Source organism: Henriciella sp. AS95, from assembly GCF_038900055.1.
In the GTDB taxonomy this organism is placed as follows: domain Bacteria; phylum Pseudomonadota; class Alphaproteobacteria; order Caulobacterales; family Hyphomonadaceae; genus Henriciella.
The window spans coordinates 1,294,966-1,309,693 of the sequence record NZ_JBBMQM010000001.1 but is presented as its reverse complement, the minus strand read 5'-3'; the positions used below and the strand labels follow the sequence as shown (position 1 = coordinate 1,309,693).

General features: G+C 59.9%; 16 protein-coding genes. 7 read left to right on the top strand and 9 right to left on the bottom strand.

The annotated features are described in order from the left end of the window. The first annotated feature begins 5 nt into the window (after positions 1 to 5). The gene (locus WNY37_RS06555) at positions 6 to 923 is read left to right on the top strand and encodes a M23 family metallopeptidase (RefSeq protein WP_342972662.1); all 918 of its coding nucleotides are present in this window, start codon (positions 6 to 8) and stop codon (positions 921 to 923) included. On the opposite strand, the gene WNY37_RS06550 is transcribed toward WNY37_RS06555, so the two are convergent. After that, entirely contained in the window at positions 920 to 1,891 is a 972-nt protein-coding gene (locus tag WNY37_RS06550; RefSeq protein ID WP_342972661.1) for a quinone oxidoreductase, read from the bottom strand. The two genes, WNY37_RS06555 and WNY37_RS06550, sit on opposite strands and share 4 nt — an antisense overlap. A gap of 38 nt (positions 1,892 to 1,929) precedes the next feature. Between WNY37_RS06550 and rnhB the strand changes: the two genes are divergently transcribed. Beyond that, the gene (gene rnhB, locus WNY37_RS06545) at positions 1,930 to 2,514 is read left to right on the top strand and encodes a ribonuclease HII (protein ID WP_342972660.1); all 585 of its coding nucleotides are present in this window, start codon (positions 1,930 to 1,932) and stop codon (positions 2,512 to 2,514) included. A 10-nt stretch (positions 2,515 to 2,524) separates the two neighbouring features. On the opposite strand, the gene WNY37_RS06540 is transcribed toward rnhB, so the two are convergent. Beyond that, positions 2,525 to 3,130: a hypothetical protein gene (locus WNY37_RS06540; RefSeq protein ID WP_342972659.1), complete on the bottom strand. Its 606-nt coding sequence runs from the start codon at positions 3,128 to 3,130 to the stop codon at positions 2,525 to 2,527. A 225-nt stretch (positions 3,131 to 3,355) separates the two neighbouring features. Between WNY37_RS06540 and WNY37_RS06535 the strand changes: the two genes are divergently transcribed. The 5 genes from WNY37_RS06535 (at position 3,356) to ttcA (ending at position 9,490) form a co-directional block, all read left to right on the top strand. Next, the gene (locus tag WNY37_RS06535) at positions 3,356 to 3,790 is read left to right on the top strand and encodes a GIY-YIG nuclease family protein (RefSeq protein WP_342972658.1); all 435 of its coding nucleotides are present in this window, start codon (positions 3,356 to 3,358) and stop codon (positions 3,788 to 3,790) included. An 87-nt stretch (positions 3,791 to 3,877) separates the two neighbouring features. Further along, entirely contained in the window at positions 3,878 to 5,509 is a 1,632-nt protein-coding gene (locus WNY37_RS06530) for an acyl-CoA synthetase (RefSeq protein ID WP_342972657.1), read from the top strand. A 97-nt stretch (positions 5,510 to 5,606) separates the two neighbouring features. Continuing rightward, the gene (locus tag WNY37_RS06525; protein WP_342972656.1) at positions 5,607 to 7,340 is read left to right on the top strand and encodes an alpha/beta hydrolase; all 1,734 of its coding nucleotides are present in this window, start codon (positions 5,607 to 5,609) and stop codon (positions 7,338 to 7,340) included. Between the two features lie 97 nt (positions 7,341 to 7,437). Continuing rightward, on the top strand, positions 7,438 to 8,622 hold the full coding sequence (locus tag WNY37_RS06520; protein WP_342972655.1) for a low temperature requirement protein A: 1,185 nt from the start codon (positions 7,438 to 7,440) through the stop codon (positions 8,620 to 8,622). Continuing rightward, the gene (gene ttcA / locus WNY37_RS06515; protein ID WP_342972654.1) at positions 8,615 to 9,490 is read left to right on the top strand and encodes a tRNA 2-thiocytidine(32) synthetase TtcA; all 876 of its coding nucleotides are present in this window, start codon (positions 8,615 to 8,617) and stop codon (positions 9,488 to 9,490) included. Before WNY37_RS06520 ends, ttcA begins: the two co-directional genes overlap by 8 nt. 12 nt (positions 9,491 to 9,502) lie before the next feature. Here the strand turns inward: ttcA and WNY37_RS06510 are convergent, their stop codons facing one another. The 7 genes from WNY37_RS06510 to WNY37_RS06480 form a co-directional block, all read right to left on the bottom strand. Then, complete coding sequence (locus WNY37_RS06510) at positions 9,503 to 10,039, bottom strand: tetratricopeptide repeat protein (protein ID WP_342972653.1); 537 nt, start codon at positions 10,037 to 10,039, stop codon at positions 9,503 to 9,505. A gap of 59 nt (positions 10,040 to 10,098) precedes the next feature. Then, a complete protein-coding gene (locus WNY37_RS06505) occupies positions 10,099 to 11,064 on the bottom strand; it encodes a L,D-transpeptidase family protein (protein ID WP_342972652.1) in 966 nt (321 codons plus the stop codon). 79 nt (positions 11,065 to 11,143) lie between these two features. Further along, positions 11,144 to 11,362 (bottom strand): helix-turn-helix transcriptional regulator, encoded by a 219-nt coding sequence (locus WNY37_RS06500; protein ID WP_342972651.1) that lies wholly within the window; start codon positions 11,360 to 11,362, stop codon positions 11,144 to 11,146. Between the two features lie 2 nt (positions 11,363 to 11,364). Next, entirely contained in the window at positions 11,365 to 11,802 is a 438-nt protein-coding gene (locus WNY37_RS06495) for a hypothetical protein (protein ID WP_342972650.1), read from the bottom strand. Between the two features lie 41 nt (positions 11,803 to 11,843). Next, the gene (locus WNY37_RS06490; RefSeq protein WP_342972649.1) at positions 11,844 to 12,266 is read right to left on the bottom strand and encodes a hypothetical protein; all 423 of its coding nucleotides are present in this window, start codon (positions 12,264 to 12,266) and stop codon (positions 11,844 to 11,846) included. A gap of 94 nt (positions 12,267 to 12,360) precedes the next feature. Continuing rightward, positions 12,361 to 13,671, bottom strand: coding sequence for a sorbosone dehydrogenase family protein (locus tag WNY37_RS06485; protein ID WP_342972648.1), 1,311 nt, complete (start codon positions 13,669 to 13,671; stop codon positions 12,361 to 12,363). A gap of 60 nt (positions 13,672 to 13,731) precedes the next feature. Continuing rightward, positions 13,732 to 14,664: a serine protease gene (locus WNY37_RS06480; protein WP_342972647.1), complete on the bottom strand. Its 933-nt coding sequence runs from the start codon at positions 14,662 to 14,664 to the stop codon at positions 13,732 to 13,734. Positions 14,665 to 14,728 lie beyond the last annotated feature (64 nt).

Sequence of the window (14,728 nt, the reverse complement as noted above, 5' to 3'; positions counted from 1 at the left end):
AGCCAATGCTCTTTCTTCGCGACCTGATTTTTCCCGGTCTGCTGTTTCTCATTCCCGCGGCGCCGGCGGCCGCTGAACTGTCATGCGGCGGAATTGCCAAACAGAGCGGCCTGTTGGTGTGTTCGGGCCCGGCCGAAACAGAAATCGACGTGTCGACGGCGGGCGGCGAAAACGTGCGCACTGTAAAGACAGATGCTGACGGCCAGGTTGTCATCGGCCTCGCGCAGGACGAAGCGCCTGACCTTGTCCTGACCCCCAAAAGCCCCGGCGCAGCCCCCCTGAATATGTCGATAGCTCCGCGCAATGACGACTATCGGGTCATTCGCGGTCTCGATTGCGACAAGGTCGATGCCCGCACCGAAGAACAGAAGCAGCATGCCGCTGACAGCTGGGTAAAGAAACAGGCAGCCTTCGAGACATTCAACCGTGGGCCGGCCGCCTCCCAAGGCTTTGTCAAACCCGCTTCCGGTCCGACGTCGTCGCCTTTTGGACCGACCCGCAAATATATTGGCGTCGGGGCCGACGGGAAGGAATGCGAAAGCACGTCCGTTCACCGCGGCTATGATATGGCCATCCCGACCGGCACACCAATTGTCGCGCCCGCGAGCGGCGTCGTCATCCTTGGCGATCCCGACCTATACTATGAGGGCGGCGCTGTGTTCCTTGATCATGGCGGCGGCCTGGTGTCGGTTTTCATGCATATGTCCAAAGTCGAGGTGAAAGCGGGCGATTTCGTCGGCACGGGCAACCAGCTGGGCCTTTCAGGCAACACGGGCAGGACCACCGGCCCGCACCTTCACTGGGCGGTCAAATGGCGAAACACCGCAAGCGACGATCGCGACGGCGATTTTTACATCGATCCGGCGCTCCTCCTTGAGCTTCAGCCGGACAGCGCTGCTTCAGCCGAAGAGATGCCAAATTAGGGCCTCAGCAGTGTTGACCCTGTCGTACGACGATTTTCCAGCGCGCGATGGGCGTCAGCCGCCTTCTCCAGCGGAAAATCCTGGCCGATCTGCGCCTTGATGGTTCCTGTCTTCAATGCGCCGAGCAGCGCCGAAGCGCCTCGCCGCCAATCATCATCATTGGAGGTGAAATGATACAGGCCGGGACGCGTCATGACGAGCGAGCCGCGACGGTTTAGCTCCCCGGGAGCGAGTGGTTCCACCGCGCCAGACGCATTTCCGTAAGTCATCCACCAGCCGCGCGGCTTCAGGCTGTCGAGGGAGGCCTCGGCGGACGCCTTGCCAACGCCGTCATATGAAACGTCAACGCCTTTTCCGCCTGTTAGCGCTCGCACACGACCGGCCACATCTTCATGTGAAAAGATGACCTCATCGGCGCCAGCCTTGCGAGCCAGCTCCGCCTTGTCCTCGGTCGATGTGACGGCAAGCACGCGCACACCCATGGATGTCGCCCAGGGTACCAACAGCGATCCAACCCCGCCCGATGGCGCCCAGACGAGTGCGGTGTCGCCCGGGGCGGCGCGGCGGATTTCGAAAAGAAGCATCCAGGCAGTGAGCCCCTTCAGCAAGGTGGCGGCCGCATCGTCTTCGGATATCCCTTCCGGTAGCTTGATCATGCGCGCGGCAGGGCCCGTGAAATGCGTCGCATAGGTGCCGGTGCCCATATAGGCGACGCGGTCGCCAGGCTGCACGTTTTCAACACCCTCCCCGACGGCCTCGACCGTGCCGGCCGCCTCCTGGCCCGGGGTGAAGGGCAGCTTCACCGGATATAGCCCCGTGCGAAAATACGTATCGATGAAATTGAGGCCAATTGCGGACTGGCGGACCAGCGCTTCGCCAGGTCCCGGCTCTCTCGGCGCCATCGAAACCTTGGTTAAGACTTCGGGTCCGCCCAGCTCGTTAATCTGAATGCAATATGCGTCGCTCATGGTTAAGGCTCCCGGAATCATGATGGATTGGTATCGTTATGACCAAGATAGGAATGATCTGCGGCGTTGACGAGGCCGGACGCGGTCCCTGGGCGGGGCCGGTGACAGCTGGTGCGGTCATTCTGGACCCGGCACAACCCATTGATGGGCTGACAGATTCCAAGAAACTGACGGAAGCGCGTCGCGAGGCTCTCTACCCGGAAATCAAGGCCAAGGCGATCACCTTTGGTATTGGCTGGGCGAGCCCGGATGAGATCGACAAGCTCAACATTCGAGAGGCGACGTTTCTCGCCATGAAACGGGCCATCGCCATTATGGGGATCGTTCCTGACAAGATTCTTGTGGATGGAAACTCACTTCCACAGCCCCTTCCCTGTCCGGCCAACGCGATTGTGAAAGGGGATCTGACCGAGCCTGCGATTTCGGCAGCTTCCATCTTGGCAAAGGTCGCGCGTGACCGCGCCATGGTCGATCTGTCCAACCGTTTTCCGGGCTACGGTTTCCGCAAGCACAAGGGATATGGCACGGCGGCGCACTCCTCGGCGCTACAGGAACTCGGCCCCTGCAAATGCCATCGCATGACGTTCGCGCCCGTTCGAAAAGCGCTGGAAGCAGCAGCCTGAGCCTGGCACCTTATTCGAGGCAAGCGCCGACGGGTCGGTCAATCAGATCGGCAACCAGCGGCTCAGAAGGCTCACTTTCAAACTGGCGCGAAAAATCATTGTCAGGTGACATCGCGACCTGGCTTAACTCATGAACACATTCGGCGACCGAATCTTCGACACGGCTGAAAACCCTGAAGAAAACCGTGTCCGACAAGCCATAGACAAACAGTGCGCGTTCCAGTTGTGGCGTGCTCGATCCGAACCACTCGTCGACATCGCCAGCGCCCAGCAACGTCCCGGTTCCATTTGATGATCCGGCGTCACAGGTCTCCATGATCGCCAACTCAATTTCCAGCGCTACCAGGTCATCCGGCGACGCATCACTTAGCGTCCGGTAAGCCAGTTTTTCCTGACCGGCGATGCACGCCGCCTTATTATAATCCTCTGACGTCGTTGCCGTCAGATAGGCCAGAGCCTGAATGACGCCTGCCACATAGGCCATTTTTTCCGCCTTTGAGAAATCCGCCATCTCGCCAGCGCGGGCGGGCGGTATGGCGCCCTCGTCTTCCGCAATCGCCGGCAATGCAACTGACAGCGACACCGCAATGGCGGCTGTAATTCTGGATAGTTTCATCGAATAGCTCCCCTTTGCTGGGGCTGTTATGTCCCCATCTAACTAGGCGTAGAAACCTTCCAATCGGGGTCAGGACATTCCAAATCGCTGGATCGCTCACTCAAGAGGCAGGTGCGAGCCTGTCCAACTCTGACGACCAAACAACCTCCCCAGCGCCCCAATCTGTTAACCTGCCATTAACCATTCCGGCAGGAGTCTCCGCAAAAGTTCGGAGGAGGCAGGCACATGATCGTGTTTGGTGCTCATCCCTGGTTTGGAGAAACCGGGCGCAAATACAAATTCAACGTCACCCTCACCGACAAGGGCATTCCTGACGGTGCGGGCATTTACGTATTTGTACGCCGTCGCTTCGTGTTCTTTCTGGACCCGCTCTACATCGGCAAGGCAACCAACCTGAAAAGTCGCCTCATTGGCCACGAGCGCTGGGCGGAAGCCTGGTGGAACCGCGGCGCCACCGAGCGCCACATCTTGAAAGTGCCGAATGCTCGCGCCCGCGCGCGCATCGAGGAAGATCTGATCCGGCGCTACCAACCTGTCATGAACGACATGCTGATTCCGCGCGGACAGCTAGACGCCCCAAATCATCGCGGCCTCGAAAAAGCCTGGCGCCGCAAGCGCTTCTGGAACCGCTTCTGGTGGGGCAAACCTCACATCGGCTAGCCAACGCTACGTCAGCCCTCCCCGGTGCCCCTCTTTTCTGCTTATCTTGCTGGAAAATAAAAATAGCCACCAGGGAGGCAGCTCATCATGGGCGACAGCATCTTCAATCTCGGAGACATGCTCGACGCGGTCGGTCGCGAGCTCGGTCCAGACGATCCGGCCCTCATCCATGGCGACCGGGTGATTTCATGGCCAGAGATGACGAGCCGGTCGAACAATGTCGCGCGCCACCTTCGCGCCCACGGGATCGAAACCGGAGACAAGGCCGGGTTCTATCTGCGCAATCAGCCCGAATACATGGAAGCGCTCGCGGCCTGCTTCAAAGCCCGGTTCACGCACGTCAATGTGAACTATCGCTATCTTGATGATGAGCTGACCTACATCTTCGACAATTCAGATTCCGCTGTCGTTTTCTTTGATCGCGAGTTTCGAGAGAATGTCGAGCGCGTGCGCGCCAAGCTGCCCAAGGTAAAGGCCTGGGTAGAGATTGGCGGTGACGGTTCAGACACACCAGACTTCGCCATCGCATATGAGGACATCGCCTCAGACGGTGATGGCTCAGCCCTCGATATCGAACGGTCCGATGATGACCAGCTGTTCCTGTACACCGGCGGCACGACCGGAATGCCCAAGGGCGTCATGTGGAGCCACCGTATCTGGCGCGAAAGCTCTCGCGAAGCGATGGTGAAAGTCTACGGCTTCGCGCCAGAAAGCATGGAGCAGCACATCGCCTGGACGCAGGAGGCCGGCAAGCTTTCACGCCAGCTGCCTGCCTGTCCTCTGATGCACGGCACGGGTCTCTTCACCGCCATGGGCTCGATGATTGCCGGCGGCTGTATCGTGACCCTCGAAAATACGAAGAAATTTGATCCAGTCGAACTCTGGGAAACCGTCGACCGGCGCGGCGTGACGGCCATGGCGATTGTTGGTGATGCCTTTGCCAAACCGATGCTGAAAGTGCTCGACGCCCATCCTGGGAAGTACAATCTCTCCTCGGTGCAGACCATCACCAGCTCTGGCGTGATGTGGTCAATGGAGGTCAAGCGTGGCCTTATCAAACACATGCCCCAGGTCGCACTGATGGATAGCTTCGGGGCTTCTGAAGCGGTTGGTTTCGGCATGTCGGTGACCACGGCTGAAGGCGTTCAACAGACGGCCAAGTTCCAGATCGGCGACAAATGCAAAGTGTTCACCGAGGATCGCCGCGAGGTGAAAGCCGGATCAGGTGAAGCCGGCCTTATCGCACGAGGCGGGGCCGTTCCTCTTGGCTATTACAAGGACCCGGAGAAGTCAGCGAAGACGTTCTGGGAGGTTGAAGGCGTTCGCTATGCCGTGCCGGGAGACTGGTGCACGGTGGAGACCGACGGCACGATCACTCTGCTCGGGCGGGGGTCGAATTGCATCAATTCAGGCGGAGAAAAGATATATCCTGAAGAAGTCGAAGAGGCCCTGAAAAACCATGAAACCGTTCGCGATGCGCTGGTCGTCGGGCTTCCGGACGACAAATGGGGATCAGCGGTCACCGCCGTGGTCGAACTGAACGATGGCGCGCAGGTCGATGAAGATACGCTGCGCGGCTTCGTGCAGACCCAGCTTGCCCGATACAAAGCGCCCAAGCGCATCTTCTTCAAGCCAGACCTTGGGCGCGCGCCAAACGGAAAGGCCGATTACAAGTCGATCAGGGAATTCGCGCTCGAACAGGCCGGCGTGCAAGCCTGATCTGGTCGCTCCTGAAACACTGGCGGTCAATCCAGCTTGAATTCGCGACATCCCTGTGATGTCTAAGCGCCGGATTTGTCAGTCGAGGGGACGATAAATGCGCCGGGCCTTATTTATCCTACTTGCGCTTGTTCTGATTGGGGGCGGCATCGGCACAACGCTGCTTCTGCTTCAGCCGAAAACGACGCTTTTTCATCCTGATTTCGGCAATGACTGTCGCGACCTGCTGACACCACAGACCGAAGAGGCCGTCGATTGCGTTCGCGTTTTTTACGGCACCAATCGCAAGATTGAGTTTGATGGCTCCGCGCCGGCCGCTGACAGCGAAATTGATACCACAGGGGTCAAAAGCGAAGACGCTGGAGAACTCCTCATCGGCCGAGCCGATGTCTGGCTCCCGAAACTTGTCGAGGAAGGTGGCAGCCGTGAGCGCGGTGAGACGCCATTCCTGCAGGGCGAAGTCCCTGAAGAGCAGAATGAACTGGTCAAATACGTCTTCCTGACACGGATTACCAAGGCGGGCCGGGAGCGGTTCCTTGCCGAGCTCGATGACGCCTTGATCGCGAACAATTCCTACTCGGCCCTGCTGTTCGTGCACGGCTTCAACACACCATTTGAAGACGCGCTCATCCGCTCAGCGCAATTGTCTGTGGACCTCTCCCGCCGTGACCTGTTCGACGTCGGCGTGCCCATTCTTTTCAGCTGGCCATCCGCTGGCAAGGTTTCGCTGGGCGACTATCGCGGGGACCAGGATCGCTCACTGGCTGCCGCTCCATACCTGGAGGAATTTCTCGATCTCATCATTGAGAACGCTGACATCGACCGGATCAACATCGTCGCCCACTCCATGGGCAACCGCATCCTGACAAAGGCGCTGGAAGACTATGCCGCCGACTATCTGGAGCGGCACGGCGAAGACGATATCGAGTTCCGGATCATCCTCGTCGCAGCCGATGTCGACCGCGAGATATTCGACCAGGTGACCGGCGTTCTCGACAATCTGAAGGCCAATGTGACCATCTATACGTCCGATGCAGACCGCGCGCTGCATGTCTCCGAGATCGTCAACAAGAAGCTCCGTCTCGGCGATACGGACGGAAACAAGCCCTATATCCGGCGCAATGAGTTCTATGAAACGGTCGATGCGACGGGGGTTGCAACCGAGCTGTTCGGCCTCGGGCACAATTACTATTCAGACAATCCCTTCATCCTCGGCGACATGCTCTGTGCAATGGCAGAGGCCGCGCCGGAAGAGCGCGCGCTCGAACGGCTTCGTTTCGGCGCGCTGGAAGATGGCGACGAATATTACCGCGTTAATGCGGCCGTCGCACCAGGCTATGAAGAATGCTCACTCTTCCGGGATGCCTTCCCGCTGACCGATGTGCGAGAGGCCCCCGAAGGTGACCGCTTTAAGCCAGCGCGTGAGATGGCTCCACCGCCGCCGCCAGAGACACAGACAGAGACAACCCCGCGCAGCGCGCCGGAACCTGGACTCCTGCCACCGCTTGATGTGACGCTCTATATCGAGGACCGGGACAATTTCGACCCCGAAGCCTTCGCCCCGCAATTCATGCCAGCGCTCACACGCGGCGACGTCTCCATCATCACGATCCGCGCCCATACAGACACGGTCGGCACGCCTGAAGAGAACCAGGCCAGAACCAAGGCCTGGGCGGACGCCCTCAAGGCCTACATCGTGAATGAGACAGGCATCGAGCCAGACTTCATCCTCGCTGAAGGGCGCGGCGACACCGAGCCTGCCGTTGAAACAGACGACGAGGTCGCCGAACTACGCAACCGCCGCATCGAAATGACGGTGGAGTACGAGTAGAGGCACAATACACCCTGTCCGCAAACGCGAATAAGTGGAGGCTTGCGCGCTGCGACCGCTTCGGTGAGAGTTCTCCCGTGTTGAAGGGGGACATTTGATGCTCCAGCGCTATTTCTCGCTCCTGCCGCTTCCGGCGCGCGATCCTGATGTGCCGCACAGGGCCGCAACGCCTCTTGAGCTTTTCTTTGACCTGATTAGCGTCGTGGCGATTGCTGCGATCACTGCTGGCCTGCATCACGCGATCAGCGAAGGGCATGGTGTCGAAAAGCTCCCCATCTTCGCCTTTCTCTTTATCGGCATCTGGTGGGCCTGGATGAACTTTACCTGGTTTGCGTCTGCCTTCGACAATGACGGGCCGTTCTATCGCACGCTTGTCATGGTGCTGATGGGTGGCGAAGTTCTATTCGCAGGCGGTGCGGCCTATATGTTCGAGACCGGCGATTTTAGCTGGGGTATTCTTGGCTGGACCGTCATGCGTGTTGCCATGGCCGTGCTCTGGTTCCGGGCCGCCGGAAACATGGCCTATCGCAAGACCTGTCTCAGATATGGCTTCGGGGTGATGTTCGCACAATTGCTCTGGATCGCCTTCTACGTCCTGACTGTGCCCGGAAGTCCTTTATTCTACGCCGCGGGCATCGCCATTTTTCTTGTTGAATTTGCAGTGCCACTCTTCGCCGAGCGGGCAAGACAAACACCATTCCACCGCCATCACATGATCGAGCGCTATGGCCTGCTGACCATCATCTCGCTCGGTGAAGTCGTGCTGGCAATCAGTCTCGGCTTTGGCGCGCTTTACGGAGAACACGCCGCCATCGGTCCCGTGATCACGGCGGTCGCTGCACTCGTGCTCGTCTTCTGCCTGTTCAGCCTCTATTTCTGCAAAGGCGACCATCTGGTGTCGAGCGACTTTGCAACGGCATTTAGCTGGGGCTATGGCCACCTCCTCGTTTTTGGGTCGATCGCCGCCATTGGCGCTGGCATTGCGGCCGAGCTCGACTTGGCGACTCATCATAGCCACACCACACAGGACTATGTTGCCTGGTGGATGGGCGGACCTTTGGCGGTCTACTTCCTGTCACTCTGGTTCGTTCGGGATCGGTACCATTCCCTGGGCAACCGGCAGGTCGCCTTGCCGGTCATGGCGCTGGTCGCGCTTATTGCGTCCTTCCTGGGATCTCCGAGCTGGATGTTCGCGCTGATCGCATTTGGCGCGCTCGTCTGGCGGGTGCCACCGCCTCTGGCGTCAGAGGGGCAAGGCATGGCAGAAGGCCGTCATGGCTGACGATATGATGACGGGCATGGTCCCGCCGCTCTTTGCTGATGTGCCCAAGAGCGTGACCTTCAAGAAGCTGCGCAAGCGGATCGTGCGCAATGCGCTGCAGGCGATTGACGATTTCGGCATGGTCGACCGAGCGCGCGCCGACAAGCCGAAATGGCTGGTCTGCCTGTCAGGTGGCAAGGACTCTTATGGCCTGCTCGCCGCACTGCTGGACCTGCAATGGCAGGGCGCGCTGCCGGTCGAGCTGATCGCCTGCAATCTCGATCAGGGCCAGCCGGGTTTTCCGAAACATGTCCTGCCGGAATGGCTCGACAAGGTCGGCGTGAAATATCGGATCGAGACCGAGGACACCTATTCCATCGTGACGGAGAAGGTGCCGGAGGGGCGGACTTTCTGCTCGATGTGTTCGCGTCTGCGCCGGGGGATCCTCTACCGTATCGCGCGCGAGCAAGGCTGTGAGGCGATCGTGCTCGGCCATCACCGCGACGATGCGCTTGAGACCTTCATGATGAACCTTGTGCATGGCGGGCGGATGGCGGCGATGCCGCCAAAGCTGCTCAATGATGCCGGCGACATGTTCGTGCTGCGGCCGCTGATCACCTGCGCCGAGGACGACCTGGCGAAGTTTGCCGAGGCGATGAACTTCCCGATCATCCCGTGCAATCTCTGCGGCTCTCAGGATGGGCTCCAGCGCGTTGCGATGAAGCAGATGCTGGATGAGTGGGAGCGCAAGAAGCCGGGCGTGCGGCAGGTCATGGCACATGCGCTGGCCACCGTGCGCCCGAGCCACCTGCATGACCCGCGCGTGTTTGACTTTGCGGGCCTGGCACTTGGTGGGACCGGCGAGGACGATCCGAACGTGCCTTTCTAGGCGGCTCCCGCCCTAAGCTGCGCCGTTGAGACGCCGCGTACATTCCTCGACGCCAGCGCGGACATTCGCTTCCTCATAGAGATCAAGCGCTTCGCGCCAGTGGTCGACAGCTTCGGCGCGGTGGTCGAGAATATCCAGAAGGCGGGCGAGCGGCCGGATCGCATTCGCCAGCGTCGCAGGCGGCAGATCGTCAATCTCGCGATATAGATCGAGCGCTTCCTCATAATGGGTCTGGGCGAGGCCGAACCGGCCAAGCTCGGCGGTGACATCGCCAAGATGACGTATGACATGCGCTGTCACCAGCGGCGAGACACGCTCGCGCCGGCAAATATTGGTTGCTTCGACATAGAGCTTTTCAGCGTCCTCGAACCGGCCTTCGTCGCGATAGCACTGTCCCTTGGCCATCAGGGCGCGGACGAGCAGTTCCGGATCATTCGCGCCGCGCGCATATTCGAGTGCATCTCTGGCAAGAGCGTGAGCTTCGTCGGGGCTTGCGTCCCGGCGCGCGGCGTAAACCCGCTCGACCAGCTCGTGGATATCCTCTTGCATGACGATGTGAACCTAGCAGGTTTCCGCAAGGCTGGCGACTGAAACCGGGGCAATGGTTCCTAATCGCTAAATGTCACTTCGACGCCCTCATCGACCATCCCGGCAAGTTCAGTCGCGTCCCAGTTCGTCAGGCGGATACAGCCATGTGACTGTTCCTTGCCAACAAGGTGCGGATCTTCGGTGCCGTGGAGGCCGAACGTGTCCTTTTCCAGATCGATCCAGACCGTACCGACGGGGCCGTTCGGGCCGGGCGGAAGCGTCATCGCCTCTGCATTATCGCCCTGCTGGAAGTTCTTTTCCGGATTGTAGGAATAGGTCGGATTAATCGCGATTGCGGTCACCTTGTAGCTGCCTTCCGGGCTCGGCGTGTCGCTGGAACCGATCGTTGCCGGATAGCTGGCGATAAGCTTGTCATCAGCGTCATAGGCGAGGAGCTGCGCCCTGGACTTGTCAGCGGTGATCTTCGCGACCTTGCCTTCAAGAGCGGCCCCCGGATCGAGCACCGCCACCTCCGACCCGGCTGACCAGTCGGCGTCCGGGTTCATGTCGATGAGAAGGTCGCGGTCCATGTGGTAGGCCTCTGCGACCAGTTCCTCGATAGTCCGGAAGCCAAGCCGGTCGCGTTTGGCGAAATCGCCATAATCATGGGTCAGGTCCGGCATCAGGCCGGCGAGGTCTTCTTCGGTGATCGTGTAAGTCGTGGTGAGCGTGTCAGCCTCGCCGAGCGCTTCCCAGACTTTCTCGTCCATGACGCCGTCGATCTCAAAGCCATTCATCTCTTCAAAATCGCGAATGGCATTGTCGACATTCTCACCCGTGTAGCCGTCAATTACGCCTGGCGAGACGCCAGCCCGATCGAGCATGACCTGCACTTTCGCAGTGATGGCGCTCTGACCATCCGGCAGCGCGCCGCCCTCATAACTGGCCGAATTCACATCCTCCGGGGCGACGGACGCCAAAGCGGCGGGCGCGGCGATACCAAGAGCGAGCGCGGCGGTAGTGAGGTGGAGAATTGGGCGGGTCATGAGCGATCCTTCTGATCAGGGGGACGTTTGTTCCTGACTGATCAACGCGTCGCTGACGCCAAGGCTCCGATGCGGCTGTTCAGTCTTCCGTCCAACCAAAGACATCTTCGAGACCGACGCCGAACACGCGCGATATCCGGAAGGCGCTTTCAAGCGAGGGCGAATAGCGCCCCTGCTCTATCGCGATGACGGTCTGGCGAGTGACGCCGATCGCCTTGGCGAGTGCGGCCTGGCTCATGCCGTCATGAGCTTCGCGCAGTTCCTTCACGCGATTGGTGATCGGGGGGCGTTTGGCCATTGTCAGACGCCTCGGCGGTAATTGACGAGTTGAATAACCGCGCGGCCGAGTTCGCCGAAGACAAGACCCACTACAACGCTGTGAAACAGCAGGTTTGCATTCTGGTGAATGAACCAGGCGGCGAGGGCGAGGAACATCACGGCCGAGACCAGGTGGCCATACCCGGCTTCGGATTTCGTTTTCACCAGAGTATCGCGTTCATCCATGCCGCCGGGCAGGCCCGCGAGTTCTCCGCCTTTTGAGGCTCGAGCGGTCGAAACCGACACGCCAATCGCCGAAATCGCGATCTGAAGGACGAGGTAGCTGATGAAGGTGAACAGGCTGGGCGGTGCGACGGCGCCAATGGCCATCGACTGGATGAGCACCATGACGAGATAGTAGGTACCACCGATCAGGCTGCCGAGCCCCAGGATGATGGTATTGCGTTCCCAGTAAGGCATGGAAGTCTCCGTGTTTGAGGCAGACATGGGTTCAGGTCGGCTCAGAAGCCGCCGCGGTAGTAGACGATCCGCGCGCCATATTCGGCGATCTGGGCGATCATCATCGCGCCGAAGACAGTGTGGAACATGAGGTTGCCATCATAGGTGAAGAGGTAGGCGCCCAGCCCGCCCAGCACGCCGAGCCCGAGCAGCACGCCAGCGATGTTTCCGGCGCGGGCGGCGATCAGCTTGTCGCGCTCATCCATCGTGTCGTCGGCTTCGGACGGTTTGGAGATGGCGATCAGGATATGGCTCGCAATCGACAGGATGACGATGACGACCACATAGGTCACCACGACCGGCAGGACGGGCGGCGCGAGCGTCTCCATGCCCTTCGACATGCGGTCAACCAGGCTGAAATAGTAGATGAGGCCAGCCAGCATGACGGCGGCCATCGCCCAGGACGATTTCTCGTGGAATGACATGACGTGTCTTCTCTCCGTGTCAAAAATATCTGACACGATAGATAGTCAAAAATTTTTGACTGTCAAATATTTTTTACAAGTACGTCGCCCTGCCCTAGTCCGCTTTGCTGATCCGCCAGACGGTGTTGCCGACATCATCGGTCACCAGAAGCGCGCCATCTTTTGCGGTCGCGACATCGACCGGACGGCCGCGTGCCTTGTTGCCATCGAGGAAGCCGGTCAGCACGTCCTGCGGCTGGCCCGAGGGCTGGGCGCCGTCAAACGGGACGAAGACGACCTTGTAGCCGCTTCGGGGTTTCCGGTTCCAGGAGCCGTGCTGGCCGATAAAGGCGCCTGAGGCGTAGTCAGCGCCGAGATCTGTCTCTTCGGAAAATTCGAGACCGAGAGAGGCCGTGTGGCTGCCGAGCCCATAGTCAGGCGCGATCGCCTTGGCGACCATGTCCGGCCTGGCCGGCTTGACCCGCGTGTCGACGGTGTCACCATAATAGCTCCACGGCCAGCCATAGAAGGCGCCATCCTGAACCGAGGTCATATAGTCAGGCACCAGATTGTCGCCGAGTTCGTCGCGTTCATTGACGGCGGTCCAGAGCATGCCGGATGAGGGATTCCAGTCCATGCCATTGGGATTGCGCAGGCCCGTTGCAAAGAGGCGTTTCTCGCCGGTTTCGATATCGACTTCCCAGATCGCGGCGCGGCCCTCTTCGGCGTCGATGCCGTTCTCGGCCACGTTCGAATTGGAGCCCACGGTCGCATAAAGTTTCGTGCCGTCTTCAGAGGCGAGGATGTTTTTCGTCCAGTGATGATTGATCTCGCCGGCCGGCAGTTCCGTCAGCGTTTCGCCGAGCGCGCTAATACTTGTTGCACCCTCCTCATAGGGAAAACCGACAATCGCATCTGTGTTGGCCACATAGAGCGTGTCGCCGACAAGCTGCATGCCGAAGGGCGAATTGAGATCGGTGAGAAAGGCATGGCTTTCATCGGCCACGCCGTCGCTGTCGGTGTCGCGCAGTAGCGTGATCCTGTTGGCGCTCGGCACGGCGGCACCGGCTTTCTCCATCGCCTGTTTCATGAAGAAGCCTCGAATACCCCCGCCATTCTCTGGCCGTGGCGGCGCATTGGTTTCTGCGACCAGCACATCGCCATTCGGCAGAACGTGGAGCCAGCGCGGATGGTCGAGCCCGCTTGCGAAGGCCTGTACCTCCAGCCCGTCAGCGGCAATCGGCATCTCGCCGGCCGGCCAGCCCGTCGCATCGGCGACCTTTACCGTCGGGATCAGCTTGTTTTCCGGCTTCGGCAGCACGGGTGACGCGCCGTAACCAATCGAGACAGGCGCATCGGCCTTGCCTGCGCAACCGACGCAAAGCGCCGCAATCGAAACTATGAGAATGGGGGACATCTGGCGCATGGGGACTCCTGGGCATCGCTAGGGCAATAGCGATGAAGCTGGAGCGATGTTCCCGCACGTCTAGCCCGGTGGCGACTGCAGCTGCGTTATTTGCTCGATCCACGGCGTAAAATGGTCCGCCCGCGTATAGACACCGGGGCTGCCGGCGCGGGCGCAACCAAGCCCCCAGCTGACAATACCAATCTGGGTCGGCTCGCCATAATCGTCGCGCATCACCAGCGGACCGCCACTATCACCGTAACAGGAATCTGTCTGTCCACCGCCCGCGCACACAGTGGTCTCACCGATACTGTAATCACCATAAATCCCCCCCAGCTCATGTCGTTCGATGACATCATCGAGGGCGGCTTTGCATTCATCAGGACCTATGAGCAGGAGCGCCGCTTGCTGAAGTCTCAGGCTCGGCGCGTAGACAGCGCGCCCACGCGCATTCAGGCTGCCTTCCGAAGCGTCCATCTCCTCTGTATTTCCATAGCCGGCAACGTAACCGTACGAGCCCTCGACCAGATCGACCGGCCCAGAGTCCAGCCCGTCGACACGCATATATGGACCTTTATAGCCTGCCTCGATCTGCAGCAGGGCAATGTCACTGCCACGCTCGAACTCTCCGGCGACATAATCGGGATGGATGTGAATGCCGGTCACCGCATAGGTTTTGACATCTTCGTCGGCGGCAAGGTCGGTGCGCCCGATTGCAACCCGCATGGGGCCGAGCCGCTGCATCATGCCGTCTTCGCGCCGCCGGAATTGAGCCGCTTTGCCACTTCGCTCGATCCGGGCCTCGTCTACGCAATGGGCTGCGGTCAGGACCCATCGCTCTGCAATGACCGAAGCGCCGCATTCGTGCATCATTGACCGGCCTTGCGCAAACTGCAGAGAGGCAATGCCCGGCCAGTCTTCGGCCAGCGCATCTTCACCTTCAACCACACAGGAAGCGGCCAGCAGCAGCGCCGCTCCCAGCAGAACAGAACTTTTACCGTCAATTCGTTTCATGTCGCGTCCCCTTGCAATGCAAGCTTGTCAGTCCGGCCAGTTTCACTGACCCAGGAACAATACA

Coding starts and splice junctions, on each gene's coding strand:
- WNY37_RS06555 (WP_342972662.1), top strand. CDS start 6: ATGCTCTTTCTTCGCGACCTGATTTTTCCCGGTCTGCTGTTTCTCATT.
- WNY37_RS06550 (WP_342972661.1), bottom strand. CDS start 1,891: ATGAGCGACGCATATTGCATTCAGATTAACGAGCTGGGCGGACCCGAA.
- rnhB (WP_342972660.1), top strand. CDS start 1,930: ATGACCAAGATAGGAATGATCTGCGGCGTTGACGAGGCCGGACGCGGT.
- WNY37_RS06540 (WP_342972659.1), bottom strand. CDS start 3,130: ATGAAACTATCCAGAATTACAGCCGCCATTGCGGTGTCGCTGTCAGTT.
- WNY37_RS06535 (WP_342972658.1), top strand. CDS start 3,356: ATGATCGTGTTTGGTGCTCATCCCTGGTTTGGAGAAACCGGGCGCAAA.
- WNY37_RS06530 (WP_342972657.1), top strand. CDS start 3,878: ATGGGCGACAGCATCTTCAATCTCGGAGACATGCTCGACGCGGTCGGT.
- WNY37_RS06525 (WP_342972656.1), top strand. CDS start 5,607: ATGCGCCGGGCCTTATTTATCCTACTTGCGCTTGTTCTGATTGGGGGC.
- WNY37_RS06520 (WP_342972655.1), top strand. CDS start 7,438: ATGCTCCAGCGCTATTTCTCGCTCCTGCCGCTTCCGGCGCGCGATCCT.
- ttcA (WP_342972654.1), top strand. CDS start 8,615: ATGGCTGACGATATGATGACGGGCATGGTCCCGCCGCTCTTTGCTGAT.
- WNY37_RS06510 (WP_342972653.1), bottom strand. CDS start 10,039: ATGCAAGAGGATATCCACGAGCTGGTCGAGCGGGTTTACGCCGCGCGC.
- WNY37_RS06505 (WP_342972652.1), bottom strand. CDS start 11,064: ATGACCCGCCCAATTCTCCACCTCACTACCGCCGCGCTCGCTCTTGGT.
- WNY37_RS06500 (WP_342972651.1), bottom strand. CDS start 11,362: ATGGCCAAACGCCCCCCGATCACCAATCGCGTGAAGGAACTGCGCGAA.
- WNY37_RS06495 (WP_342972650.1), bottom strand. CDS start 11,802: ATGCCTTACTGGGAACGCAATACCATCATCCTGGGGCTCGGCAGCCTG.
- WNY37_RS06490 (WP_342972649.1), bottom strand. CDS start 12,266: ATGTCATTCCACGAGAAATCGTCCTGGGCGATGGCCGCCGTCATGCTG.
- WNY37_RS06485 (WP_342972648.1), bottom strand. CDS start 13,671: ATGCGCCAGATGTCCCCCATTCTCATAGTTTCGATTGCGGCGCTTTGC.
- WNY37_RS06480 (WP_342972647.1), bottom strand. CDS start 14,664: ATGAAACGAATTGACGGTAAAAGTTCTGTTCTGCTGGGAGCGGCGCTG.